The sequence below is a fragment of the Kiritimatiellales bacterium genome (assembly GCA_041656295.1).
Taxonomy (GTDB): domain Bacteria; phylum Verrucomicrobiota; class Kiritimatiellia; order Kiritimatiellales; family Tichowtungiaceae; genus Tichowtungia.
Window position 1 is genome coordinate 88,660 of sequence record JBBADV010000007.1, and the last position, 24,032, is coordinate 112,691.

At 51.6% G+C, this 24,032-nt stretch carries 27 protein-coding genes and 2 tRNA genes; all 29 read left to right on the forward strand.

Features of this window, described 5'->3' with window-relative positions; all coding sequences use genetic code 11:
- Positions 1–16: 16 nt before the first annotated feature.
- Entirely contained in the window at positions 17–763 is a 747-nt protein-coding gene (locus WC959_06365) for a YebC/PmpR family DNA-binding transcriptional regulator (protein ID MFA5688752.1), read from the forward strand.
- Between the two features lie 28 nt (positions 764–791).
- A complete protein-coding gene (locus WC959_06370; GenBank protein ID MFA5688753.1) occupies positions 792–2,015 on the forward strand; it encodes a S41 family peptidase in 1,224 nt (407 codons plus the stop codon).
- Between the two features lie 48 nt (positions 2,016–2,063).
- Entirely contained in the window at positions 2,064–2,780 is a 717-nt protein-coding gene (locus WC959_06375) for a biotin--[acetyl-CoA-carboxylase] ligase (protein ID MFA5688754.1), read from the forward strand.
- Positions 2,781–3,186: 406 nt separating this feature from the next.
- Positions 3,187–3,262, forward strand: a tRNA-Thr gene (locus WC959_06380).
- A gap of 56 nt (positions 3,263–3,318) precedes the next feature.
- A complete protein-coding gene (gene tuf, locus WC959_06385; protein MFA5688755.1) occupies positions 3,319–4,521 on the forward strand; it encodes an elongation factor Tu in 1,203 nt (400 codons plus the stop codon).
- Between the two features lie 74 nt (positions 4,522–4,595).
- Positions 4,596–4,745, forward strand: a complete 150-nt coding sequence (rpmG, locus tag WC959_06390; GenBank protein MFA5688756.1) for a 50S ribosomal protein L33 — start codon at positions 4,596–4,598, stop codon at positions 4,743–4,745.
- A 21-nt stretch (positions 4,746–4,766) separates the two neighbouring features.
- Positions 4,767–4,842 (forward strand) — tRNA-Trp (locus WC959_06395).
- 20 nt (positions 4,843–4,862) lie between these two features.
- A complete protein-coding gene (gene secE / locus WC959_06400; protein MFA5688757.1) occupies positions 4,863–5,066 on the forward strand; it encodes a preprotein translocase subunit SecE in 204 nt (67 codons plus the stop codon).
- 17 nt (positions 5,067–5,083) lie between these two features.
- Positions 5,084–5,632 carry a transcription termination/antitermination protein NusG gene (nusG, locus tag WC959_06405; GenBank protein ID MFA5688758.1) on the forward strand — a complete coding sequence of 183 codons (549 nt, stop codon included), beginning with the start codon at positions 5,084–5,086 and terminating at the stop codon, positions 5,630–5,632.
- 17 nt (positions 5,633–5,649) lie between these two features.
- A complete protein-coding gene (gene rplK / locus WC959_06410) occupies positions 5,650–6,072 on the forward strand; it encodes a 50S ribosomal protein L11 (protein ID MFA5688759.1) in 423 nt (140 codons plus the stop codon).
- 2 nt (positions 6,073–6,074) lie between these two features.
- Entirely contained in the window at positions 6,075–6,773 is a 699-nt protein-coding gene (gene rplA / locus WC959_06415) for a 50S ribosomal protein L1 (GenBank protein MFA5688760.1), read from the forward strand.
- A gap of 20 nt (positions 6,774–6,793) precedes the next feature.
- The gene (gene rplJ, locus WC959_06420; GenBank protein ID MFA5688761.1) at positions 6,794–7,327 is read left to right on the forward strand and encodes a 50S ribosomal protein L10; all 534 of its coding nucleotides are present in this window, start codon (positions 6,794–6,796) and stop codon (positions 7,325–7,327) included.
- 102 nt (positions 7,328–7,429) lie between these two features.
- Positions 7,430–7,798 carry a 50S ribosomal protein L7/L12 gene (gene rplL, locus WC959_06425; protein MFA5688762.1) on the forward strand — a complete coding sequence of 123 codons (369 nt, stop codon included), beginning with the start codon at positions 7,430–7,432 and terminating at the stop codon, positions 7,796–7,798.
- 155 nt (positions 7,799–7,953) lie between these two features.
- Positions 7,954–11,721, forward strand: coding sequence for a DNA-directed RNA polymerase subunit beta (gene rpoB, locus WC959_06430; GenBank protein ID MFA5688763.1), 3,768 nt, complete (start codon positions 7,954–7,956; stop codon positions 11,719–11,721).
- A gap of 21 nt (positions 11,722–11,742) precedes the next feature.
- On the forward strand, positions 11,743–15,927 hold the full coding sequence (gene rpoC, locus WC959_06435) for a DNA-directed RNA polymerase subunit beta' (protein MFA5688764.1): 4,185 nt from the start codon (positions 11,743–11,745) through the stop codon (positions 15,925–15,927).
- Between the two features lie 72 nt (positions 15,928–15,999).
- Positions 16,000–16,380, forward strand: coding sequence for a 30S ribosomal protein S12 (gene rpsL / locus WC959_06440; GenBank protein ID MFA5688765.1), 381 nt, complete (start codon positions 16,000–16,002; stop codon positions 16,378–16,380).
- Positions 16,381–16,393: 13 nt separating this feature from the next.
- A complete protein-coding gene (gene rpsG, locus WC959_06445) occupies positions 16,394–16,867 on the forward strand; it encodes a 30S ribosomal protein S7 (GenBank protein ID MFA5688766.1) in 474 nt (157 codons plus the stop codon).
- Between the two features lie 15 nt (positions 16,868–16,882).
- A complete protein-coding gene (gene fusA / locus WC959_06450) occupies positions 16,883–19,018 on the forward strand; it encodes an elongation factor G (protein MFA5688767.1) in 2,136 nt (711 codons plus the stop codon).
- A gap of 11 nt (positions 19,019–19,029) precedes the next feature.
- Positions 19,030–19,338 (forward strand): 30S ribosomal protein S10, encoded by a 309-nt coding sequence (gene rpsJ / locus WC959_06455; protein ID MFA5688768.1) that lies wholly within the window; start codon positions 19,030–19,032, stop codon positions 19,336–19,338.
- A gap of 8 nt (positions 19,339–19,346) precedes the next feature.
- A complete protein-coding gene (gene rplC / locus WC959_06460) occupies positions 19,347–19,976 on the forward strand; it encodes a 50S ribosomal protein L3 (GenBank protein MFA5688769.1) in 630 nt (209 codons plus the stop codon).
- A gap of 17 nt (positions 19,977–19,993) precedes the next feature.
- Positions 19,994–20,617, forward strand: a complete 624-nt coding sequence (rplD, locus tag WC959_06465) for a 50S ribosomal protein L4 (protein MFA5688770.1) — start codon at positions 19,994–19,996, stop codon at positions 20,615–20,617.
- A 14-nt stretch (positions 20,618–20,631) separates the two neighbouring features.
- Positions 20,632–20,916 carry a 50S ribosomal protein L23 gene (gene rplW / locus WC959_06470; protein ID MFA5688771.1) on the forward strand — a complete coding sequence of 95 codons (285 nt, stop codon included), beginning with the start codon at positions 20,632–20,634 and terminating at the stop codon, positions 20,914–20,916.
- An 11-nt stretch (positions 20,917–20,927) separates the two neighbouring features.
- Positions 20,928–21,755, forward strand: coding sequence for a 50S ribosomal protein L2 (rplB, locus tag WC959_06475; protein MFA5688772.1), 828 nt, complete (start codon positions 20,928–20,930; stop codon positions 21,753–21,755).
- Between the two features lie 3 nt (positions 21,756–21,758).
- Positions 21,759–22,040 carry a 30S ribosomal protein S19 gene (gene rpsS / locus WC959_06480; GenBank protein ID MFA5688773.1) on the forward strand — a complete coding sequence of 94 codons (282 nt, stop codon included), beginning with the start codon at positions 21,759–21,761 and terminating at the stop codon, positions 22,038–22,040.
- Positions 22,041–22,134: 94 nt separating this feature from the next.
- A complete protein-coding gene (gene rplV, locus WC959_06485) occupies positions 22,135–22,470 on the forward strand; it encodes a 50S ribosomal protein L22 (protein MFA5688774.1) in 336 nt (111 codons plus the stop codon).
- Positions 22,471–22,484: 14 nt separating this feature from the next.
- Positions 22,485–23,120, forward strand: coding sequence for a 30S ribosomal protein S3 (gene rpsC / locus WC959_06490; protein MFA5688775.1), 636 nt, complete (start codon positions 22,485–22,487; stop codon positions 23,118–23,120).
- Positions 23,121–23,132: 12 nt separating this feature from the next.
- Positions 23,133–23,552 carry a 50S ribosomal protein L16 gene (rplP, locus tag WC959_06495; GenBank protein MFA5688776.1) on the forward strand — a complete coding sequence of 140 codons (420 nt, stop codon included), beginning with the start codon at positions 23,133–23,135 and terminating at the stop codon, positions 23,550–23,552.
- A 16-nt stretch (positions 23,553–23,568) separates the two neighbouring features.
- Positions 23,569–23,769 carry a 50S ribosomal protein L29 gene (gene rpmC, locus WC959_06500; protein MFA5688777.1) on the forward strand — a complete coding sequence of 67 codons (201 nt, stop codon included), beginning with the start codon at positions 23,569–23,571 and terminating at the stop codon, positions 23,767–23,769.
- Between the two features lie 3 nt (positions 23,770–23,772).
- On the forward strand, positions 23,773–24,024 hold the full coding sequence (gene rpsQ, locus WC959_06505) for a 30S ribosomal protein S17 (GenBank protein MFA5688778.1): 252 nt from the start codon (positions 23,773–23,775) through the stop codon (positions 24,022–24,024).
- Positions 24,025–24,032 lie beyond the last annotated feature (8 nt).

A 24,032-nucleotide genomic window follows, 5' to 3' on the forward strand; every position in this document is an offset into this window, starting at 1 on the left:
TAAAACAGGAGATGCTATGGCAGGGCATAGTAAGTGGGCAAATATTAAACACAAGAAAGGCAGGGCGGATGCTGTACGCGGCAAGATGTTCAGCAAGATTGCGAAGGAAATGACAATATCCGCGCGCCTCGGCGGCGGCGATCCAGGTGCGAATCCGACATTGCGGATGCTGATTGGAAAAGCCAAAGCGGTGAATATGCCGAATGATAATATTGACCGTGCGATTAAAAAAGGCACCGGCGAACTGGCCGGTGGGCAGCTTGAAGAATTGATGTATGAAGCCTACGCTCCGGGTGGCGTTGGGATTATTGTGGAAGCGCTGACGGATAATAAAAACCGCGCGGCTTCTGAAATCAGAAATGTATTTACGAAAAACGGCGCGAATATGGCGCAGCAGGGTGCCGTAAGCCGCAGTTTCCAGCGCAAGGGGCAGATTCTTATTCATGCCGCCGGTCAAGATGAAGACCGGTTGATGGAACTGGTGCTGGAAGCGGGTGCAGAGGATATGACACACGCCGGCGATCAATTTGAAGTGATTACTTTGTTCGCCGATTACGCCGCGGTGGCCAATGCGCTGGCCGACGCCGGCATTGCAACGGAGTTATCTGAAATTACGATGATTCCGGTACTGCCGCTGAATGTGACAGACAAAGAACAGGCACAAAAGCTGATGAAATTGATCGATGCGCTTGAAGAACTGGATGATGTTCAAAACGTTTACGGCGGCTTTGAAGTCGACGATTCCATTGTGGACGAATTATAAAAACTTTTATCGCCGGAGATTCGTTATCATGCAACGATGGATTTTTATTCTGATCGCGTGTGCCGGGGTTGCTATCGCGGCGCCGGACAAGGGGTCGTACACGAATGCTTATGACGCGATCACTCTGTTTACTAAAGTGCTGGAACAGGTGCATCGCGGCTATGTGGAGCCGGAAGAGGCGGGATATGATCAACTGATCCGCCACGCGCTCGCCGGAATGCTGCAGAACCTTGATCCATACAGCCAGTTTCTCGACGAAGAAAGTTACCGTGATTTGAAAAATGATACATCCGGGCATTTCGGCGGCGTCGGGCTGGTGATTGGTAAAAAAGAGGGCATGCTCACGGTAGTTTCGCCGATGGAAGACACGCCGGCATTTCGCGCCGGTATTCTGTCCGGCGATGTGATTGTTGAAATCGACGGCACGGAGACACACCGCTTGAGCCTTGCAGATGCGGTAAAAAAAATGCGCGGCGAACCGGGAACGGATGTGGCGCTGAAAATTTCACGGTCGTTCGGGCGCGATATTAAAGAATACATTATCACGCGCGAAGATATCAAAGTGGAGAGCGTCAAGGATGCAAAAATGATTGATAACAACATTGCTTACATTCGCATTACACAATTTAACGAACCGTCGGCAGGGAAACTGAAAGAAGCGCTCAAGGCACTGCAGCAAGAGGGGATGCGTGCGCTGGTTCTGGACTTGCGCGGAAATCCCGGCGGATTGCTTTCGTCTGCTGCCGGCGTGACTGAACTGTTTCTGCCGCGCGGTGAGCTGATCGTTTTTACGCGCGGTGCGGAAAATGATAAACCGCCGCAGCGTTATCTTTCTGCCGGCAGTACACATTATACAGAGATACCGCTGGCGATTCTTGTGAACGGCGGCAGCGCAAGTGCTTCGGAAATTGTTGCCGGCGCACTGCAGGATCATCAGCGCGCGATTCTGGTCGGGGAAAGAACATTTGGCAAAGGATCGGTGCAAACTATTTTGCCGCTCGACGACGGTGCAGCGGTAAAGCTGACGACAGCCAAATATTATACGCCGAGTGAGCGTGTGATTCACGAAAACGGAATTGAGCCGGACATCACCGTCGAAATGAACCCCGAAGTTCTCTACAACATCCGGCTCCGGCAGATGCAGCTGGAGAGTGATGTTGAAGATGGAAAGGTTATTGCCGAACAAATCGACATCCAGCTCGAAAAAGCCGTTGGTGTTCTGCAGGGTGTTTTAATTTTTCAAAAGAAATAATCAGTGACAAATTTTTTGCGGTCAGAGGTTGCGCATCGTTTACTGCACATGATGAAGTTTAAGATACAATGGTTTGATCGCCTGCCGTCAACAAACACGTTTTTAAAAGAATCTGTTGAAATTAACGGTGTGCCCGGCAACGGCACCATAATTGCCGCCCGCGAACAGACGCAGGGACGGGGACGACAGGCGCGGCAGTGGATTTCCGGCGCAAATGAAAATCTTACCTTTTCCGTTTTTATCAGCGACAGGATTGATCCGCAAAAGCTGCCGTCATCCACAATGGCCGCTGCCATCGCCATCCGGCGGTTGCTGGCCGAAGAAAAGATTCCGGCGATTCTAAAATGGCCGAATGACGTGCTGGTGAATGGAAAAAAAATCTGTGGAATTCTTTCGGAACGGATTTCCGCCGGACTCATTATTGGCATTGGCCTGAACGTCAACATGCGGGATCCTGCCGGCATCGACCAGCCCGCGACGTCCATTTTCCACGAAACCGGCGAACGGCAAAATCTTGAAGAACTTCTCGACCGTTTGCTTGCACATCTTGCGCCCCAGCTTACTTTATGGAAAGCGCAGGGCTTTGCCGGCCTTCGCGCTGAATGGGAAGCCGGCTGTCCTGCACTCGGCAGCACGGTCACCGTTCGTGATGGCGATAGCAAACGCACCGGAATTCTCGCCGGCTTTGGAAGTGCCGGTGAGCTTTTGTTGCGTGACAGTACCGGCGGAAACCTCACCGTGTGGGCCGGTGATCTGGATATATAAAACAATCCGTCGGCGAAGACCGGCGACAGGCGGGATGGGATGAAGGGAAGAAATTTTCTGGCAGTAAGGACCGGGGCGGAGCGTTAAAGATTGCGGGGCTGCATCTGGCGCTGCCGCCGTGAATTTAAATCGTTTTCACTTGCTTTTACAATCTACCCCCCTGTCATTTCTTATAATTTTTTTTTGACGAAACAGTTGACAGCGGAATGAATTAATATAAAGTCGCTCCCCTTTGTGTGATAAACCAAGACTGTTTTTGGTGTTTGCGCAGAGGTATTGCAGGATAAAAAAAGAGAGTAGAAAAAGTACTGTTTCTTAGGTGTTTATACGAAGTAAGTAATAAGAGGCAGGACTTTTTATACTTTTTTGTATTCTGGAATGGAGCGCGAGCACGGGGGGATGAACTGCCCACGTAGCTCAGATGGTAGAGCACATCCTTGGTAAGGATGAGGTCAGCGGTTCGATTCCGCTCGTGGGCTCCACAAAAAGTTGAGTTTGTATATAGGAAAAGAAGAAAGAGATATCAGGAGGAATAGTCATGGCTAAGGATAAATTCGAACGGACAAAGCCGCACGTAAACGTTGGTACAATCGGCCACGTTGACCACGGTAAAACAACGCTGACGGCTGCGATTACCTGCGTTCAGGGCGCGAAAGGCCTGGCACAGTATATCGCGTATGATGAAGTAGCGAAGGCTTCTGAATCTCAGGGCCGCCGCGATCCCACCAAAATTCTGACGATTGCTACATCGCACGTTGAGTACGAATCTGATAAACGGCATTATGCTCACGTTGACTGTCCCGGTCACGCAGACTACGTTAAAAACATGATTACCGGCGCTGCTCAGATGGACGGTGCGATTCTGGTGGTTTCCGCCGCTGACGGTCCGATGCCGCAGACCCGTGAGCACATTCTGCTTGCCCGTCAGGTTGGTGTGCCGGCAATCGTAGTGTTTATGAATAAATGTGACCTCGTGGACGATGCTGAACTGCTCGATCTCGTTGAGCTCGAAATCCGCGAACTGCTTTCTAAGTATGATTTTCCGGGTGATGATTCTCCGGTTATCCGCGGTTCTGCTCTTGGCGCGATCAATGATCCGTCCGGTACGGGTGCTGTTTGCATCCAGGAACTGCTCGATGCCCTTGATAACTACATCCAGGAACCGGTCCGTGTAACTGATCAGGCATTCCTGCTGCCGATCGAAGACGTGTTCTCCATTGAAGGCCGCGGTACGGTGGTTACCGGACGTGTTGAGCGCGGTGTGATTCACACGGGTGATGAAGTTGAAATCGTCGGCCTGAAACCGACGGCTAAGACGACCTGTACCGGTGTTGAAATGTTCCGCAAGATCCTGGATGAAGGACAGGCCGGTGACAACGTAGGCTGCCTGCTGCGCGGTACGAAGAAAGAAGAGGTCGAGCGCGGTCAGGTTCTCGCCAAGCCGGGTTCAATTACACCGCACACGCAGTTCAAAGCTGAAGTGTACATTTTGAATAAAGAAGAGGGCGGACGTCATACTCCGTTCTTCAAAGGATACCGTCCGCAGTTCTATTTCCGTACGACGGATGTGACCGGTGACATTACTCTGCCGGAAGGCGTTGAGATGGTGATGCCGGGTGATAACGTAACAATGGATGTTACGCTGATCACGCCGATCGCGATGGAGCAGCACATGCGCTTCGCGATCCGTGAAGGCGGACGTACGGTTGGTGCGGGACGCGTAACCGAAGTTGTGAAATAAGCAAGGTGAATTCTGCGGGGAGTATGTCTGGAAACAGGCGTGCTTTCTGCGGATAACGTCAAGAGGGCAAGAAGATGCGCGATATCATTACATTGGCATGCACGGAATGTAAGCGCCGTAATTATACTACGACAAAAAATAAAAAACTTACGCCGGGCCGCCTTGAGAAGAAAAAATTCTGCCCGCACGAACGCATTCACACAATTCACAGGGAAACCAAATAAAAAAGAGTTGAAGATCGATGCAGGCCAGTAGCTCAATTGGCAGAGCACCGGTCTCCAAAACCGGGGGTTAGGGGTTCGACTCCCTTCTGGCCTGCCAGTTTTTTCGGGATCAGAAAAATGAATAAGATAGGTGGACTTTTTAATAAGCTGACAACCTTCCTGGATGAAGTGAAGGCTGAGTTGAAAAAATGCAGCTGGCCGTCACGGCAGGAGTTGGTCGGCTCAACCATTGTCGTTGTGATCTCGGTTATCATTCTTGGTGTTTTTGTCGGACTGAGCGATACGGTTCTGATGGGTGTTCTGCGGTTAATACTGCGCTGATGGAGAGACTGACGTATATGGAAAAACAATGGTACGTTTTACATACGCTCTCCGGGCAGGAATTTAAAGTGCAGAACAGCATTGTCAGCCGCGTGCGTCAGGAGGAGATGAGCGATTATATCGGCGAAATTCTGGTTCCGACCGAAAAAGTTTCGGAAGTGAAGCAGGGTAAAAAAACAACCGTATCGCGTAAATTTTTTCCGGGCTATGTGCTGGTGAATCTGGCACTGCACGATGATAATAAAAAACTGGTTGAAGATGTCTGGTATTTTATTCAGAACACGCCGGGCGTGATCGGATTTGTCGGCGGAGAAAAGCCGGTTCCGTTGCGCAAGGATGAAGTAGATAAGATTGTCAATCAGGTAGAAGAAAAGAAAGAAACGGTCACGCCGAAGATTCATTTTGAACCGGGGGAAACCATCAAAATTACGGATGGGCCGTTTATGAATTTTAACGGAGTAATTGAAGAAGTTGATCCGGCCCGCGGTAAATTGAAGGTGTCCGTCGCGATTTTCGGGCGATCGGCACCGGTTGAACTTGAATACTGGCAGGCGGATAAAGCGTAAAGCCGACGGAGTTTTCTATGGCAAAGAAAGAAATGGGTCAAATCAAACTGCAGATTCCGGCCGGGCAGGCGAATCCAGCGCCGCCGGTGGGTCCTGCGCTGGGTCAGAAGGGCGTAAATATTATGGAGTTCTGCAAGGCGTTTAATGCCGCTACGCAGAAAGAGGCCGGTATGATTATTCCGGTCGTGATTACAGTCTATCAGGATCGCTCCTTCAGCTTTATCACCAAGAGCCCGCCGGCATCCGCGCTGCTTAAAAAAGCCGCCGGCGTTGCCAAAGGCTCCGGCGTGCCGAACCGCGATAAAACCGGTAAAGTGACGCGCGCTCAGGTTGAAGAGATCGCAAAAACCAAACAGGCTGATTTGAATGCGAACGATATGGATGCCGCCCGCCGCATTATCGAAGGGTCGGCACGCAGTATGGGAATTGAGGTTGAGTAGTCATGGCAAAGCACGGGAAAAAATATACCGCAGTCAAAGCGAAGGTTGACGCTGAGAAAACGTACGGTGTCGAAGAAGCAATTCAGTTTTTAAAAGACAATCCGACCGCCCAGTTTGATGAAACGATGGAAATCGCACTCCGTATGGGGGTGGATCCGACCAAATCAGATCAGGCGATCCGTTCGACAGTGGCGCTGCCGCACGGAACCGGTAAAGATGTTCGTGTGATCGTATTCGCCAGCGGCGAAGCGGCGGAGGCGGCGCGTCGGGCCGGCGCAGTTGAGGCCGGATTTGAAGATCTGCTTGAAAAGGTCACCGGCGGCTGGATGGATTTTGATATTGTGATCTCTACGCCGGATGCGATGAAAGAAGTCCGCAAACTCGGCAAAGTGCTCGGTCCGCGCGGTTTGATGCCGAATCCGAAAACCGGTACAGTGACAGATGATACCGCCACTGCGGTTCAGCAGTTTAAAGCCGGCCGCGTTGAGTTCCGGATGGACCGCAACGGAAATATTATTGTTCCGTTCGGTAAGCGCTCATTTGAAACAGCGGCGCTGGCGGAAAATTTCCGTGCGGTATACGACGCGATTATCGCAGCCAAACCGGCATCGGCAAAAGGGATTTATATTAAGCGGGTTACGGTTTCCAGCACCATGGGGCCGGGTTTGCATGTGGATGTAAAAGAGGCGGCTGCCGCTTAATTTAAGGACGAAGGGTCATCATGAGCGAAAATAAAAATTTGAGACCTGAAAAACAGGCAATGTACAGGGAAGTGCAGGAGCAGGTTTCCGGCGCGCTTTATATGCTGCTGGCAGATTACAGCGGCATGACCATGCCGGAAACGGATGCGTTTAAGAAGCAGCTGCGCAGTGCCGATGCCCGCGTTAAAGTTGTTAAAAACACCATGCTGCGCCGCATCGGCGGAGAAATGGGCAATGAACTGAAAAGCTTGACCGGTCCGACGGCAGTGATTTTTGGGACCGGTGATGTGGTTGAAGTGGCGAAAATTCTGAGGAATTTTTCCAGCGGTAAAGAGACGCCGGCGGCGAAGGGCGGAATTCTGGAAGGCAATGTGCTTTCTGCGGATGACGTCAATGAATTGGCGAAACTGCCCGGCAAAAAAGAGCTTCAGGCGAAACTGGTTGCAACGCTGGCCGCTCCGATGACTCAGACGGTTGGTGTAATGAATCAAAAAATCTGCAGTCTGCTGTATGTGCTGAATGCGGTTTGCGAGAAGAGAGAACAGGCGGCCTGAGGAACGTCGCGATAAATTTAGTAGGGTGTCAACATTGTTGTTATGGAGGAATAGAACATGTCAGAAAAAGCAGTAAAAGAAGAAGTACAGCTCGAAGGTAAAATGGCTGAGTTCGTTGATTGGATTGAAGGCATTTCCGTGCTGGAACTTTCCAAACTGGTGAAAGCTCTCGAAAACCGTCTCGGTGTTTCCGCAGCAGCTCCGGTTGCAGTCGCAGCCGCCGGCGGCGCGGCAGCCGGCGGCGAAGCTGCCGCTGAGCAAACTGAATTCACCGTGGTGCTGACCGGCGCCGGTGCAAATAAAATTCAGGTGATTAAAGAGATCCGCGGCTTAACTTCCCTCGGCCTGAAAGAAGCAAAAGAACTGGTTGACGGCGCTCCGAAAAACGTTAAGGAAGGCGTATCCAAAGAAGAAGCCGAATCTATCAAAAAAGCACTCGAAGGCGCTGGCGCCACCATCGAAATTAAGTAATAGATCGACACTCAGCGGGAGCCCGGCAGGCGTTTTAATGTCTCCGGGGCTTCGCTGTTATCAGGATGGTGTGTTTATTTTCGCCGGCATCGTGTCGCCAAGGTGAGGCGCCGGCCGGCGGGAGAAGTCCAATTAAAGAGCCTGAAGGTGATGGAATGGCCGATAGAAAAAATTTTGGAAAACTGACTGACGTTATTGAAATACCGGATCTGATTGAACTTCAGACTAACTCCTATGCGGATTTTCTGCAGACTGGAGTCGCTCCGTCGCGCCGGAAAAAAATCGGTTTGCAGGCGGTTCTGAGTGAAGCGTTTCCGGTGGAAAGTTATGATGGACAGATTGCGCTTGATTTCGCCAGCTACGAAATCAAAGAGCCGAATCTTTCATATATTGAGTCGCTTAAAGAGGGCGAGACATTTTCTGCGCCGCTGTATGTGACGTATCGTCTGCGTGAAGGCGAAGACGTGCGAGAAGATACGCTGTTTATGGGCGAAATTCCGCTGATGACAGATCGCGGCAGTTTTGTAATTAACGGCGCCGAGCGTGTAATTGTCAGCCAGCTGCACCGTTCGCCGGGAATCTGTTTTGAGCAGGCTACCCATGCAAACGGATCTTTACTTTATTCATTCCGCATTATTCCGGACCATGGTTCATGGATTGAAACCCAGTTTGACACCTCCGATCTGCTTTATGTCTACCTCGACCGCAAACGCCGGCGCAGAAAATTTCTTGCTTCCACATTCCTGCGCGCGCTCGGATACGGCACGGATGAGGAAATCATCAACCTCTATTACACGGTCGAACAGTTTTCGCTGAGCAAGAAAGTTGATGATGAATCTGAACTTTCAACCTTTGTGCTGAAAGACGATACCGTTGATGCTGATTCGCAGTCGGTAATCGGCCGCCGTTATGATGCACTGACGTTCGACATGATTCAGCGCCTGAAACACGCCGGTTATAAAACCGTTGATGTCGTCAATGTTTCCTGGGACGAAGGCCTGTTCATGAAAACGCTCCAGAAAGATACGACACGTTCGGTCGATGATGCGTTAAAAGACCTTTATCAAAAACTGCGTCCCGGTGATCCGCCGACAACAGCCTCTGCACGTCAGATGCTAAAACGTCTGTTCTTTGATGAAGCGCGCTTCAGCCTCAGTCGCGTCGGGCGTTATAAAATTCAGCAGAAGCTGAGAACAACAGCGACCTCGCTGACGCTCGACAAAGAAGATGTGGTTGAAGCCATCCGCTACCTGATCAACATTCGCATGGGGCAGGGTATGCTGGACGACATCGACCATCTGGGCAGCCGCCGCATCCGTACGGTCGGAGAACTGCTTGAAGGGCAATGCCGCGTCGGCCTGGCGCGTATTCAGCGTTTGATCAAAGAGCGGATGACGATTTTTGATACGACCGTTGACCGTCTGACGGCGCAGAAACTGATTAATCCGAAAGCGCTCTCCGCAGTAATTAAAGATTTTTTCGGTCGTTCACAGCTCAGCCAGTTTATGGACCAGACGAATCCGCTGTCTGAACTGACGCACAAACGCCGTCTTTCGGCGCTCGGCCCCGGGGGGTTAAATCGCGACCGCGCCGGTTTTGAGGTCCGTGACGTTCACAGTTCGCATTACGGACGTATCTGTCCGATTGAAACGCCGGAAGGTCCGAACATTGGTCTAATCTCTTCCTTAAGTACATTTGCCCGCGTCAATGAATACGGCTTCATTGTGACGCCGTACCGCAAAGTGGTAAACGGCAAAGTTTCAAATACAGTGGAATCGCTGACAGCGGATGAAGAGGAAAATTATGTGATCGCGCAGGCAAACGCACCGTTGAAAGAGGACAATACGTTCAGAAACGATCGCGTGATGGTCCGTGTGCGCGGTGATTTTAAAGAGATGGCGCCGGCAGATGTTCAATATATGGACGTTTCGCCGAAACAGGTTGTATCGGTGGCCGCCGGTTTGATTCCGTTTCTCGAGCACGACGACGCCAACCGCGCCCTCATGGGCTCGAACATGCAGCGCCAGGCGGTGCCGCTGATGGTGCCGGAACGTCCGTTTGTAGCGACCGGAATTGAAGGCCGCATTGCACGCGACTCGCGCGTACTGGTAATTGCAGAAGAAGCCGGAAAGGTCGCGTATGTTTCCGCTGATAAAATCATCGTTTCAAAAGACGGTGCAATGCCGGTGAAGAAAACGCCGAAAGATGAGTACCAGGAATACAAATTGCGCAAATTTATGCGTTCAAATGCCGGCACCTGTTTGAACCAGCGCCCGATTGTAAAACACGGCGAAAAGATAAAAAAAGGTCAGGTGCTGGCAGACGGACCCTCAACCGATCATGGAGAGCTTGCGCTGGGACGTAATGTGACGGTCGCATTTATGCCGTGGCAGGGTTACAACTTTGAAGATGCGATTCTGATCAGCCAGAAAATCGTTAAAGAGGATGTTTACACCTCGATTCATATCGAAGAGTTTGAATGCGGGGCCCGCGACACAAAACTGGGTCCGGAAGAAATTACGCGCGACATCCCGAACGTCGGCGAAGAAGCGCTGAAAAACCTGACACACGAAGGAATTATCCAGGTCGGTGCCGAAGTCAATCCCGGTGATATTCTCGTCGGAAAAATCACACCGAAAGTTGAAACGGAACTGGCGCCGGAAGAGCGTCTGCTGCGCGCAATTTTTGGCGAAAAGGCTGCTGATGTCCGCGATACATCATTGCGCGCTCCGTCTGGAACGTACGGCATCGTGATGGACGTTAAGGTTTCTGCGAAGAATAAAGATGAACTCTCTGCAAAAGAGGAATCAGCCGCCGACGTGAAGAAACGTCAGAAGGAAATTGAAGAGCGCCACAGCAGTTCAATTAATGAGCTGACAGAAGATTTGACGGAAGCACTGAGTAACATTCTGCTCGGGGAAAAAATTCCGCTCGATGTAGTGAATACGGAAACCGGCGACATCATTATTCCGGCGAACCGCAAAATCACGAAAACGCTGCTGCGCAAGCTCGCAAACAACTATGAGTTTATTGAAATCGATCCAAGCCCGATCCGCATTAAGATCATGGGAATTATCGATACATTCCGCAGTAAGTTTGAGGAGGCCGATGCGGACAAACAGCGTTCGATGGATAAAGCCGACAGCGGCGAAGAAGTCGATGAGGGCATTGTAAAATCCGTTAAGGTGTTTATCGCCTGCAAAAAGAAACTGTCGGTGGGCGATAAGATGGCCGGACGCCACGGGAATAAGGGGGTAATTTCCCGCATTCTGGCGGAAGAGGACATGCCGTTCCTGCCGGACGGAACGCCGGTGGACATTGTACTGAACCCGCTCGGTGTGCCGTCGCGTATGAACGTCGGTCAGGTTCTTGAAACGCATCTCGGCTGGGCGTGTAAGCATCTCGGCATGTATGCCGCGACGCCGATTTTCGACGGTATTCCGGAAAAAGAAATCCGTGCCATGATGCAGGATGCCGGCCTTTCCCGCGACGGGAAGACGATTCTGTTCGACGGACGCACCGGCGAGCCGTTTGAGCAGCGCGTAGTGGTGGGAACGATTTACATGCTCAAGCTGCATCATCTCGTTTCTGAAAAAATTCACGCGCGCGCGGTCGGACCGTATTCGCTTGTTACGCAGCAGCCGCTCGGCGGCAAGGCGCAGTACGGCGGTCAACGCTTCGGTGAAATGGAAGTATGGGCGCTCGAAGCATATGGCGCAGCCTATGCGCTGCAGGAAATTCTGACGGTAAAGAGCGACGACCTCGCCGGACGCACCCGGATTTACGAATCGATCGTAAAAGGGCAGAACGTACTCGATGCCGGACGCCCGGAATCGTTCAATGTTCTGATCAAGGAGCTGCAGGGGCTCGGTTTGAATTTTGAAGTGAAGAAAGCCAATGAGACGTCCTTTACGCACCTTTAATTTTTGACAGGAGAACAGCGAGTGGATAACGCAGTAGATATTTTCGGCAACGAACCCGATGCGATCAACGATGTGGCCAGCATCCGTCTGGCTTCTCCCGAGGACATCCGTTCCTGGAGTTTCGGGGAGGTTAAAAACCCTGAAACGATTAATTACCGCACATTTAAACCGGAAAAGGGCGGGCTGTTCTGCGAACGCATTTTCGGTCCGACCAAAGATTGGGAATGCAGTTGCGGAAAATACAAACGGATCAAGTATAAGGGCGTGATCTGCGACCGTTGCGGCGTTGAAGTCACGCTGTCGCGTGTCCGCCGTGAGCGTATGGCGCATATCGAACTGGCCGTGCCGGTTTCGCACATCTGGTTCTTCAAAGCCACGCCGAGCCGTATGGGACTGCTGCTCGATATGACGCTTCGCAGCCTTGAACATATTATTTACTACGACGATTATGTTGTCGTTGACCCGGGCGAAACGCCGCTGAAAGAAAAACAGCTGCTAACGGAAATGGAATACCGTGAAGCGCTGGATAATTACGGTGAGGGCTCTTTTGATGCACGTATCGGTGCGGAAGGTATCCGCGAACTGCTGCGCCGGATAGATCTGCCGGTTAAACTGCGTGACCTTGAAGATGCGCTGGCTGTAACCCGCAGCAAACAGACGCGCAAAAAACTGGTCAGCCAAATGAAGGTTATCGAGGGGCTGATCCGCAGTAATTCGCGCCCGGAATGGATGATTTTTGAAACGCTGCCGGTGATTCCGCCGGACTTGCGGCCACTGGTGCCGCTCGAAGGCGGGCGTTTTGCGACGTCCGACTTGAACGACCTGTACCGTCGCGTAATCAATCGCAATAACCGGTTGAAAACACTGCTGGCGCTGAAAACGCCGGAAGTGATTATCCGCAACGAAAAACGCATGCTGCAGCAGTCGGTTGATGCGCTATTTGATAACGGCCGTCACGGACGTGCGGTGAGCGGACCGGGCAACCGCCCGCTAAAATCGCTCAGTGATATGCTGAAAGGCAAACAGGGACGTTTCCGTCAAAACCTGCTTGGTAAGCGTGTTGACTACTCCGGCCGGTCAGTAATTGTGGTCGGTCCAAAACTGAAGTTAAATCAGTGCGGCCTGCCGAAGAAGATGGCACTTGTACTGTTTGAGCCGTTTATCATTCGCAAACTGAAAGAACGCGGAATTGTTCACACTGTGCGCAGTGCGAAAAAAATGATCGAGCGCGAAGAGGATATTGTTTGGGATATTCTTGACGAAGTGACCAAAGGCCATACAGTGATGCTTAACCGTGCGCCGACGCTGCACCGTTTGAGTATTCAATCGTTCGAGCCGGTGCTCATTGAAGGTGAAGCAATTCAGGTCCATCCGCTTGTGTGTACTGCCTATAACGCAGACTTCGATGGTGACCAGATGGCGGTTCACGTTCCGCTGTCCGTTGAGGCGCAGATGGAGTCAAAAGCGCTGATGCTGGCGCCGAATAATATTTTTTCGCCGTCAAGCGGAAAACCGATTACGACCCCGACCCAGGATATTGCGCTCGGCTGTTACTTTCTGACGAGTTTTTCACAGAAATATCTGCTCGAAACCCGCAGCGCCGGTGCCAAAAAGGGCGAGTCGAAAGAGCATCTGCCGCTGATGGCGGATCTTAATGAGGTTCACACCGCGTTTGATGAGGGGGTCGTGAAACTGCATGACCGTATTCGTTACCGTAATCCTGATTATCAACGTGAAACAAAATTTGGCGATCAGAAACAGCCGGTGATCATTACAACTGTCGGCCGTGTTTTCTTTAACGAGATCTGGCCGTCCGGCATCGGATTTGTCAATGACCGCATCAGCAAAAAGCTGCTGGGGAGACTGATTGAACACTGCTATGCCGTTGCCGGGCATCAGGAGACAGTGAAGCTGCTTGATAAACTGAAAAATCTTGGTTTTGCACATGCCACCGGTGCCGGGATTTCAATCGGTCTTTCCGACATGATTGTTCCGGCTGAGAAACAGGAGCTGATTGCCGGTGCGCGCAAATCGATCAGAGAAGTTGAAGACAAATATAAAAAAGGTCTGATCACTGACGGTGAGCGTTATAACATGGTGATTGATATCTGGACGGATGCGAATGAAAAACTGACGTCACGGTTGTTCAACGACCTGGAAAGCAACGCTGATCCGTATGATGACGCTCCGGGACGCGACCTGAATCCGGTGTATATCATGGTCGATTCCGGTGCGCGCGGAAGCCGTCAGCAGATTCGTCAGCTCGCCGGTATGCGCGGCCTGATGGCAAAGCCGTCCGGCGAAATTATTGAACGCCCGATTCTCGCAAATTTCCGTGAAGGCTTGAGCGTACTCGAATACTTTATTTCAACTCACGGTGCCCGCAAAGGTCTTGCCGATACGGCCTTGAAAACGGCGGACTCAGGTTATCTGACGCGTAAGCTAGTGGATGTTGCGCATGATATTATTATCATGGAAGAGGACTGTCACACACTGAACGGTATCGAAGTCTGTGCGATTGCTGATGGTGATGACGAACTCGTTTCGCTCGCACAGCGTGTAATCGGCCGCACTTCCTGTGATGATATTTATAACCCGCAAAGTCCGGAAGAGGTGATTGTTGCGGCGAATGAAATTATTGATGAGTATTCGGCGAAAAAGCTGGATGATGCCGGTGTCGACAGCGTTCGTATCCGCAGCGTACTCACCTGTGAATCGCGCCGCGGCACCTGTTCAAAATGCTATGGCCGCAATCTCGCCACCGGAAAAGAATCGCGCCTCGGTGAGCCGGTCGGCATCATCGCTGCGCAGTCTATTGGTGAGCCGGGCACACAGCTGACAATGCGTACATTTCACATTGGCGGCACGGCGAGCTCAGTTTTCAAGCAGCCGAAAATCACGGCCAAGGAAGACAGCATTGTCCGTTATGAAAATCTCCGGACCGTAAAGGTTGCAAACGGTCATGTGATTCTCAACAAAAACGGCAACGTCGTGACCTATGACGATAACGGCGGTGAGCTTGAACGGTATAATGCCATAATCGGAGCCGTTATTACAGTTGACGATGGCGGACGTGTAAAACGCGGGCAGACGTTTGTCAGCTGGGACCCGTACAGCGTGCCGATTCTTTCCGAACAGGACGGATTCGTTGATTTCCAGGACTTTATCGAAGGTGTGACCGTTCAGAAAGCAGAGGATGAATCGACCGGTATCGAAGGTCTGGTTGTGCTGGAGCACAAAGAAGATTTGCATCCGCAGATTGTGATCAAAGATCAATCCGGTAAAGCGCTTGCATTCTGTTCAATTCCCGCCGCTGCTTACGTAATGGTAAAGAAAGGCGAGAAAATCACTGCCGGCACGACACTGGCGAAAACGCCGCGCAAACAGGCGCGTACCAAGGATATTACCGGTGGTCTGCCGCGCGTGGCCGAGCTCTTTGAGGCGCGCCGCCCGAAAGAGGCCGCTGAAATTGCCAAAATTGACGGAGCAGTGGAGCTTGGTGATATTGCCGGCCGCGGTAAGCGTTCACTGATTGTGCGCGACCTTGCTACTGGAACAGAAGAAGAACATCTGATTCCAATGAATAAACATGTGATTGTTTATTCCGGTGATATGGTTCTGAAGGGTCAGCAGTTGACAGAAGGCCCGGTCGTTCCACAGGAACTGCTCGAAGTCTGCGGTCCGCAGGAGCTTCAGGAGTATCTGGTGAACGAAGTGCAGGCGGTATACCGTCTGCAGGGCGTGGAAATTAACGACAAGCACATTGAAGTGATTGTGCGCCAAATGTTGCGTAAAGTGAAAATCACTGACCCGGGTGAAACAGAATTTCTCTGGGGCGAACAGGTTGAAAAACAGAAGTTCCAGGAGATTAATCAGCGCGCGATGGAAGAGGGGCGCCGTCCGGCGGCTGCTTCACCGGTTCTGCTGGGTATCACTAAAGCGGCGCTGGCAACTGAAAGCTTTATTTCTGCAGCATCATTCCAGGACACCACCAGGGTGCTGACGCAGGCCGCGACACTGGGCCGCATTGACCAGTTGCGCGGATTCAAAGAAAATGTAATTATGGGTCATTTGATTCCGGCCGGAAGCGGATTCCCGCTGTATAAAAATATCCGTCCGGTTAAGCTTGGTGAAGAGATTAGTGTGGAAGATGCCATAGGCGTGAATCCACTGGATATGCAGGAGGAAAAAACCGCACAAAGTTAAATCTTATTGCTTGCGGGACGGGCAGAGGAAACCTATAGTTTCCGGCTCGTTTTTTTGGGATGGAAGGAGCTTATGCCTACAATAAACCAATTGATTAGAAAACCGCGCAGTCCGCTTCAGAAAAAGAAGAAATCGCCTGCGCTGCTAAACTGTCCGCAGCGCCGCGGTGTGTGTCTGCTTGTAAAAACCATGACACCGAAAAAACCGAACTCCGCTCTACGTAAAGTTGCGCGTGTCCGTTTAACTAACGGTCGTGAAGTTAATGCATACATCCCTGGCGAAGGCCACAACCTGCAGGAACACAGCATGGTACTGGTGCGCGGCGGCAGGGTGAAAGACCTTCCGGGAGTTCGCTATCACATCGTGCGCGGCACGCTTGACTGTCTCGGCGTGAATAACCGTAAGCAGGGGCGGTCCAAATACGGCGCCAAGAAACCGAAAGAAGGTCAATAAGGATTTTTGAATTATGTCAAGAAGACGCAAAGCAGATAAACGCATCCTGACGCCCGATCCGCGCTATAACAGCGAACTCGTGGCATATATGATTAATGGCATCATGGAACGCGGCAAAAAAGCGGTTGCCGCTTCAATTGTTTACGGTGCTCTCGACGACATCCAGAAAAAGATGAAAGACGAAGACCCGTTGGCAGTGTTCAACAAAGCGGTTGACAACGTGAAGCCGAAACTTGAGGTGAAATCCCGTCGTGTCGGCGGTGCAACCTATCAGGTCCCGCTGGAAGTCAGTCCGAAGCGCCAAATTGCACTGGCCTGTCGCTGGCTCATTCAGTATTCCGGCGCACGCCGCGGAATGCCGATGCGCCGCGCGCTGTCCATCGAGCTGATGGATGCTTACGCCGGGCAGGGATCTGCAATTAAAAAACGCGACGACACGCACAAGATGGCTCAGGCCAACAAAGCGTTTGCGCATTATAAATGGTAATGACCGGTAAAAGAAATGACGGTGGATGTGAAACAGGATGGAAAACATGCGAAGAGCGCTGCGCCTTCTCCGAGAGAAGATGCGGCGCGCGGCCGCAGCTTGTCCGCCGTTCGCAACATTGGCATTATGGCACATATTGACGCCGGCAAAACAACCACTACCGAGCGCATTCTTTATTATACCGGCCGCGTCTATAAAATGGGCGAAGTGCATGAAGGCACCGCCGTAATGGACTGGATGGAGCAGGAGCAGGAGCGCGGTATTACCATCACATCCGCAGCAACTACCTGTTTCTGGAAAGACTGTCAGATCAATATCATCGATACTCCGGGGCATGTAGACTTTACAGTTGAAGTAGAGCGTTCTTTGCGGGTTCTCGATGGTGCTGTCGGGGTCTTTTGCGGTGTAGGCGGCGTACAGCCGCAGTCAGAAACTGTCTGGCGGCAGGCAAAAAAATATCGTGTGCCATGCATTGCGTTTATCAATAAGATGGATCGCAAAGGTGCAAATTTTCCGGCAGTGATAAACCAGATCCGCGAAAAACTCAGTGTGCCGGCGGTGATGACGCAACTGCCGATCGGTGCCGAAGAAAATTTTAAAGGCGTGGTTGATTTAATCCACATGCGAGCTATTACGTTCAGCACAGAAAATTTCGGCAGCGAGATGACAGAAAGTGCACTTCCGGCGGAGCTCGCCGGCGCCGCCGAAAAAGCGCGTGTTGAATTGATCGAAAAAATTTCTGAGTTCGATGAACAACTGATCGAAGCTTATCTTGAAAACCCGGACGTTCCGGCGGACCTGCTGATTGCAGCTGTCCGTCGCGCGGCGATTGCCGGGAATGCGGTACCGGTGCTTTGCGGTTCATCACTGAAAAACAAAGGGATTCAGCCGCTGCTTGACGGCATTGTAAATTATCTGCCATCTCCGGCGGATATTCCGGCAGTGGCAGGGGTTCATCCGAAAACGGGTGAAACAGAGGAGCGCATCGCCGGTGATTATGAGCCGTTCAGTGCGCTGGCATTTAAAATGGCGACTGATCCGTTTGTCGGGCGCCTCATGTTTGTCCGCATCTATTCCGGCAAGCTGGAAAAGCGGCAGAACGTTTATAATCCGCGCACGAAAAAACGTGAAAAAATTACACGGCTGCTCCGCCTGCACGCCAACAGCCGTGAAGATATTGATGTCTTATATTCTGGTGAAATCGGCGCTGTCGCCGGCGTAAAAGGATTCACTACCGGCGATACGCTCTGCAGTGAAAACAATCCAGTTCTACTCGAGAGCATAGACTTTCCGGAGCCGGTGATCTCAATGGCGATCGAGCCGAAAACGCAGGCCGACCGCGATGCACTTGCCGAAGCACTTCATCTTTTAGCGGAGGAAGATCCGACCTTTTGCGTTTCAACGAATACTGATACCGGCCAGACAATTATCAGCGGAATGGGTGAGTTGCATCTCGACGTTATTAAAGACCGGATTTTTCGCGAATTTAAAGTACAGGCGAACGCCGGTAAGCCGGTGGTGGCGTATCGGGAAAGTGTTCAGAAAACCGCTTCCGCCGAACATACGTTCGAGCGCGAAATCGGCGGACACGATCACTTCGCCCGCCTCATTGTCCAGATTGAACCGCGTCAGCGCGGCGCCGGCAATGCCGTGGACATTAAGGTTTCCAAAGAGGTGATTCCTGCAGATTTTCATGATGCAATTCAAGAGGGGTTACGGGATGCATTGTTGACCGGCATTCTCGGCAACTATCCGCTGGTGGATATTGCAGTGACTGTCACGGACGGTACGGCGCATCCGGTGGATTCCTCTGACGTTGCGTTCCGTACCGCTGCTGTGATGGCGCTTCGTGCCGCCGCTGCATGTGCTGCCCCGGTTCTGCTGGAACCGATTATGAAACTTGAGGTCGTCAGCCCCGACGAACATCTGGGCGACGTAATGAATGACTTGACCGGTCGGCGCGGACGGATCCGCGAGATCGATGCCCGCGATGGAATGCAGATTATACACGTCGACGTGCCGCTGGCCGAAATGTTCGGCTATGCAACCGCGCTGCGTTCTCTGACGAAGGGCCGGGCCAGTTACACCATGGAACCGTCGCACTTTGAGATGGTTCCGGAAGCGATACAAGGGGCCATCTTAAACAGATAACAGAGAGAATTATGAGCAATCAACGCATACGTATACGTTTGAAATCATTCGATCATCGCGTGCTCGACGCATCGTCGAAGGATATTGTCGAAACGGCCAAACGCACCGGTGCCCGTGTCGCGGGACCGATTCCGATGCCGACACGCATTGAGCGGTTCACCGTGAACCGCAGCCCGCATGTAAACAAAAAATCGATGGAGCAGTTCGAGGTCCGCACGCATAAGCGTTTACTGGATATCATCGATCCGACCATCAAAACGGTAGACGAGCTAAAGAAGCTCAATCTGCCGGCGGGCGTGGACATTACTATTAAAATTTGAGGTTCATCATGAAAAGTTTAATTGGAAAAAAACTTGGGATGACCCAGATCTTCGATGAGACAGGCCGGCTTGTGCCTGTAACAGTGATTGAAGCGGGTCCGTGCAGCGTTGTACAACGCAAGACTGCCGATAAAGACGGTTATGATGCCGTTCAGCTCGGCTTCGGAAAACAGAAAGAACAGCGCGTCCGCAAACCGCTGCTGGGTCATTTCAAGAAAGCCGGTCTTGAGCCGCTTCGTGAACTGAGAGAAGTCCGCGTGGATTCTGCTGATGAGTCGAAAGCCGGCGATACGGTAACGGTTTCTGTGTTCGAAGACGTCAAGTTTATTGATGTTCTCGGCGAAACCAAAGGTAAAGGCTATCAAGGCGTCGTGAAGCGTTTTAACTTTGCCGGCGGTCGCGCCTCCCATGGTTCGCACTTTCACCGCAGCACGGGTTCGATTGGAATGAAAGAACGTCCGGGTCGCGTATTTAAAAATAAAAAAATGCCCGGACAGATGGGTGGAACCCGCATTACGGTTCAAAATTTGAAAGTAGTGCAGATCCGTGCAGATGAAAATCTGATTCTGCTCAAGGGAGCGGTTCCCGGCGCCAACGGGACAACACTGGTGCTTCGCGAAGCACTCAAAAAGAGATAATTTGAGAGGAATGATTCATGAGTACTCTGCCATTGAAAGATAGCAAAGGGAAAAAACTGGGCGAAGTGACCCTTAGCGACCGTTTCACTGTGTCCGATAAAGGTGCGCAGGCGGTGCATCAGGCTGTTGTCACGTATCAGGCTCACCAGCATCAGGGTTCTGCTTCCACACTCGGGAAAGGTGCCGTGTCCGGTTCCGGCAAAAAACCGTGGAAACAAAAAGGGCTCGGTCGCGCCCGCGCCGGTTATAAACAGTCTCCGGTATGGCGCGGCGGTGCTGTAGTGTTTGGTCCGCATCCGCGCAAAGTCCGCAAGTCGATACCGCGCAAAGTGGCGCGTCTGGCATTTGCCCGTGCTTTCAGCGAAAAGGCTGACGCCGGTGCCATTACAGTGGTAAATGGAATTATGCTGGCTGCACCGCGTACGAAGGAGATGACTGCCCTGCTGAGCGCCTTGGACGTAAGGGGCAAAGTGCTGATCGTGCTGCATGAGACTGATGTGAATGTTTGTCTGGCGGCACGCAATCTTCCCGATGCGGAAGTGGCTTGTGCAGACAATGTGAATGTTTATCAGATCATCCGCTACCCGCAGATTGTAATCACACAGGCTGCGATGGAAAAAATTGAACAGCGCCTGGCATAATTAAGGGATTCGTAATGAAAGATGTTTATCAGGTAATTCAAAAAATTCTGCTGACGGAAAAAGGCACGCGCCTTTCTGAGACGGAAAACAAGTATGTATTCCGCGTTGCGCCGTCCGCCAATAAAGCGGAGATTAAAAAAGCGGTCGAAGAACTGTTTAAGGTGAAAGTGATCTCAGTGAACACGATGAAACGGCTGGGAAAAAATAAACGCGAGCGTTCGCCAAACTACGGCCGTACTGCGCACTGGAAGCGTGCAGTCGTTACTCTTGCCGAAGGCAATAAAATTGATTTGGTCTAAGGAGTTTTAATATGGCTTTGAAAAAATACAGACCTGTAACGCCAAGCCGCCGTTTTATGGTGACTTCCGCGTTCGACGAAATTACAAAGAGCACGCCGGAGCGTTCGCTGACCCGTTCCAAGAAACGCACCGGCGGCCGTAACAGTGCCGGGAGGATTACAACGCGTCATCGCGGCGGCGGACACAAACGCCGGTATCGCGTGATTGATTTCAAACGCGATAAGTTTGGTATTCCGGCAAAAGTCGCATCTATTGAGTACGATCCAAACCGTTCGGCGCGCATTGCGCTGCTGAATTATGCGGACGGTGAAAAACGCTATATCATCGCTCCGGTTGGATTGAAAGTCGGCATGACACTCTTTTCCGGCCCGGATGTCGAGCCGGCCATTGGCAATGCACTGCCGCTTGAAAAAATTCCGCTGGGCATGACAGTTCATAATATTGAAATGGAAAAAGGCCGCGGCGGACAGATTGCCCGCTCTGCCGGTGCCGGTGTTCAGCTGATGTCGCGTGAAGGCGGTTTTGCCAACCTGAAAATGCCGTCCGGTGAACTCCGGAAAATCAGCACAGAGTGTTATGCGACGATCGGACAGACCGGTAACGTTGAGCATGAAAGTACTGCAAGCGGCAAAGCCGGACGTAAACGCTGGCTGGGCATTCGTCCAACGGTTCGCGGCGTGGCGATGAACCCGGTGGATCATCCGATGGGCGGCGGTGAAGGCCGCACATCCGGCGGCGGGCATCCGCAGTCGCCGTGGGGTACGCTGGCGAAGGGCAAACGTACGCGCAAGAAAAAGCAGGCGTCGAACAAAATGATTATCGAACGGAGAAAGAAGTAAGCTATGGCTCGTTCACTTAAAAAAGGTCCGTACGTGGATGTTAAACTCCTCAAAAAAGTTGAGGCGATGGAGGCATCCGGCAGAAAAAAACCGGTAAAAACCTGGGCGCGAGCTTCAATGATCGCTCCGGAATTTGTCGGGCACACTTTTCTGGTGCATAACGGTAAGGTGTTTGTTTCAGTTTTTGCAACAGAAAACATGGTAGGGCACCGTCTTGGAGAATTCGCTCCGACCCGCGCTTTCCGCACGCACGGCATGGCAACGGACAAAACCGTTTCGAAATAAAATATTTTTTACAGAAGTTCTGGATTTGAAAATCGAATGACGTATAGTTGCCGCCTTTGCGTTTTTGCAGCAAGCGTCAAATTGAGAGAAAAGTATGGAAGTTTCAGCAACAACTAAATATGTGAGAATGTCGCCGATCAAGGCCCGTCAAGTCGCGGCTGAGATTCGCGGACTGTCCGTTGCAGAAGCCCTTCGCATCACCGATTTTAACGCACGTAAAGCGGCGGCTGAAATTGGCAAAACTCTTAAGTCGGCAGTTGCCAACGCGGAGAAGAATGAAGGGGTTTCGGCGGACCAGCTGTTTGTGAAAGATGCCGTTGTCGACGGCGGTCCGGTGATTAAACGGTTTCGTCCGCGCGCCCGCGGCTCCGCCAGTGCAATTAAAAAACGCACAACGCATATCACGGTAATTTTAACGGATCGTAAATAAGAAAGGGAATCGTTTTGGGACAGAAAGTAAATCCAATTGGACTCCGTATCGCGGTGAATAAAAACTGGCGTTCACGCTGGTTCGCCGGGAAAAAGGAGTTTGCTGATCTGCTTCAGGAGGATATCAAAATTCGTGAAGCTGTAGGGAAGCGTCTGAAGGATGCAGCGATTTCCGGTATTTTTATCGAACGTTATGCCAACCGCGTCCGCGTGACGATCCGCACTGCCCGTCCGGGACTGGTGATCGGCCGCAAGGGCGAAGACATTGAGCGGCTGCGCGAGTCGCTTGGTAAAATGACGAAAAAAGAGGTGTACATCGAAATCGATGAAGTGAAAACTCCCGATCTGGATGCCAAACTGGTTGCAGAAAATATTGCACTGCAGCTTGAGCGCCGTGTGTCATTCCGCCGTGCAATGAAGCGCGCCATTCAAATGGCAATGGAAAACGGAGCAGATGGAATTAAAGTGATGGCTTCCGGCCGTCTGGGCGGTGCTGAGCTGTCCCGTACGGAAAGCTACAAAGAAGGTAAAATCCCGTTACATACACTGCGTGCAAATATCGACTACGGCACTGCTGAAGCCGATACTGTTGCTGGAAAAATCGGGATCAAAGTGTGGATTTGTAAGAAGGCCGAAAAGGCGGAAGCGTAGGAGTATTGAACAATGCCTTTAATGCCAAAACGTGTTAAATTTCGCAAAGTCCAGAAGGGCTCGCGCCGGGGCCTTTCCACCGCCGGCACAACGCTGGCGTTTGGAGAGTTCGGCCTGCAGGCACTGGAGCGCGCCTGGATTACTAATATCCAGATTGAGGCGTGCCGTGTGGCAATTAACCGCAGCCTGAAACGTCGCGGTAAACTGTGGATTCGCATTTTTCCTGATAAACCGTACAGTAAAAAACCGCTTGAGGTTCGTATGGGTAAAGGTAAGGGCGGTGTGGAAGGCTGGGTTTCGGTTGTGAAACCGGGACGTATGCTGTTCGAGCTCGACGGTATCACAGAAGCGCAGGCGCGTGTTGCAATGCGTTTGGCCGCTACCAAACTACCGATTCGCGTACGGTTTGTTTCGCGTCATGCAACTGTTTAAACGGATATGTTAAGTGATGAAAAAACTAAAACAACTTAAAGAGCTGTCACCTGCTGAACTGGAGCAGCAGCTTGGCGATGCGAAAAAAGAACTGTTCAAGCTGCGCATGCAGCAGGTGTCCGGTCAGCTGGAAAATCCGTTGCGGATCCGGACAGTTCGTCGACAGATTGCCCGCATTAGAACAAGTATAAATCAGGCTGTGAAAGGCGAGGGGTAAAAGATGGAGACAAGAGGTCATCGTAAAGTGCGGGAAGGTCGCGTATGCAGTGCAATGGGGAATAAATCCATCGCTGTACTCATTGAGCGCCGGGTGCGGCATCCGCTGCTGGGTAAAGAGTTGCGCGTATCAAAGAAGATCCATGCACACGACGAACAGAACGAGGCGAAAGTCGGTGATGTGGTCCGTGTAATGGAAACCCGTCCGGTCAGCAAACTGAAACGCTGGCGTCTGGTTGAAGTTCTTTCTAAATAATTGAGGCT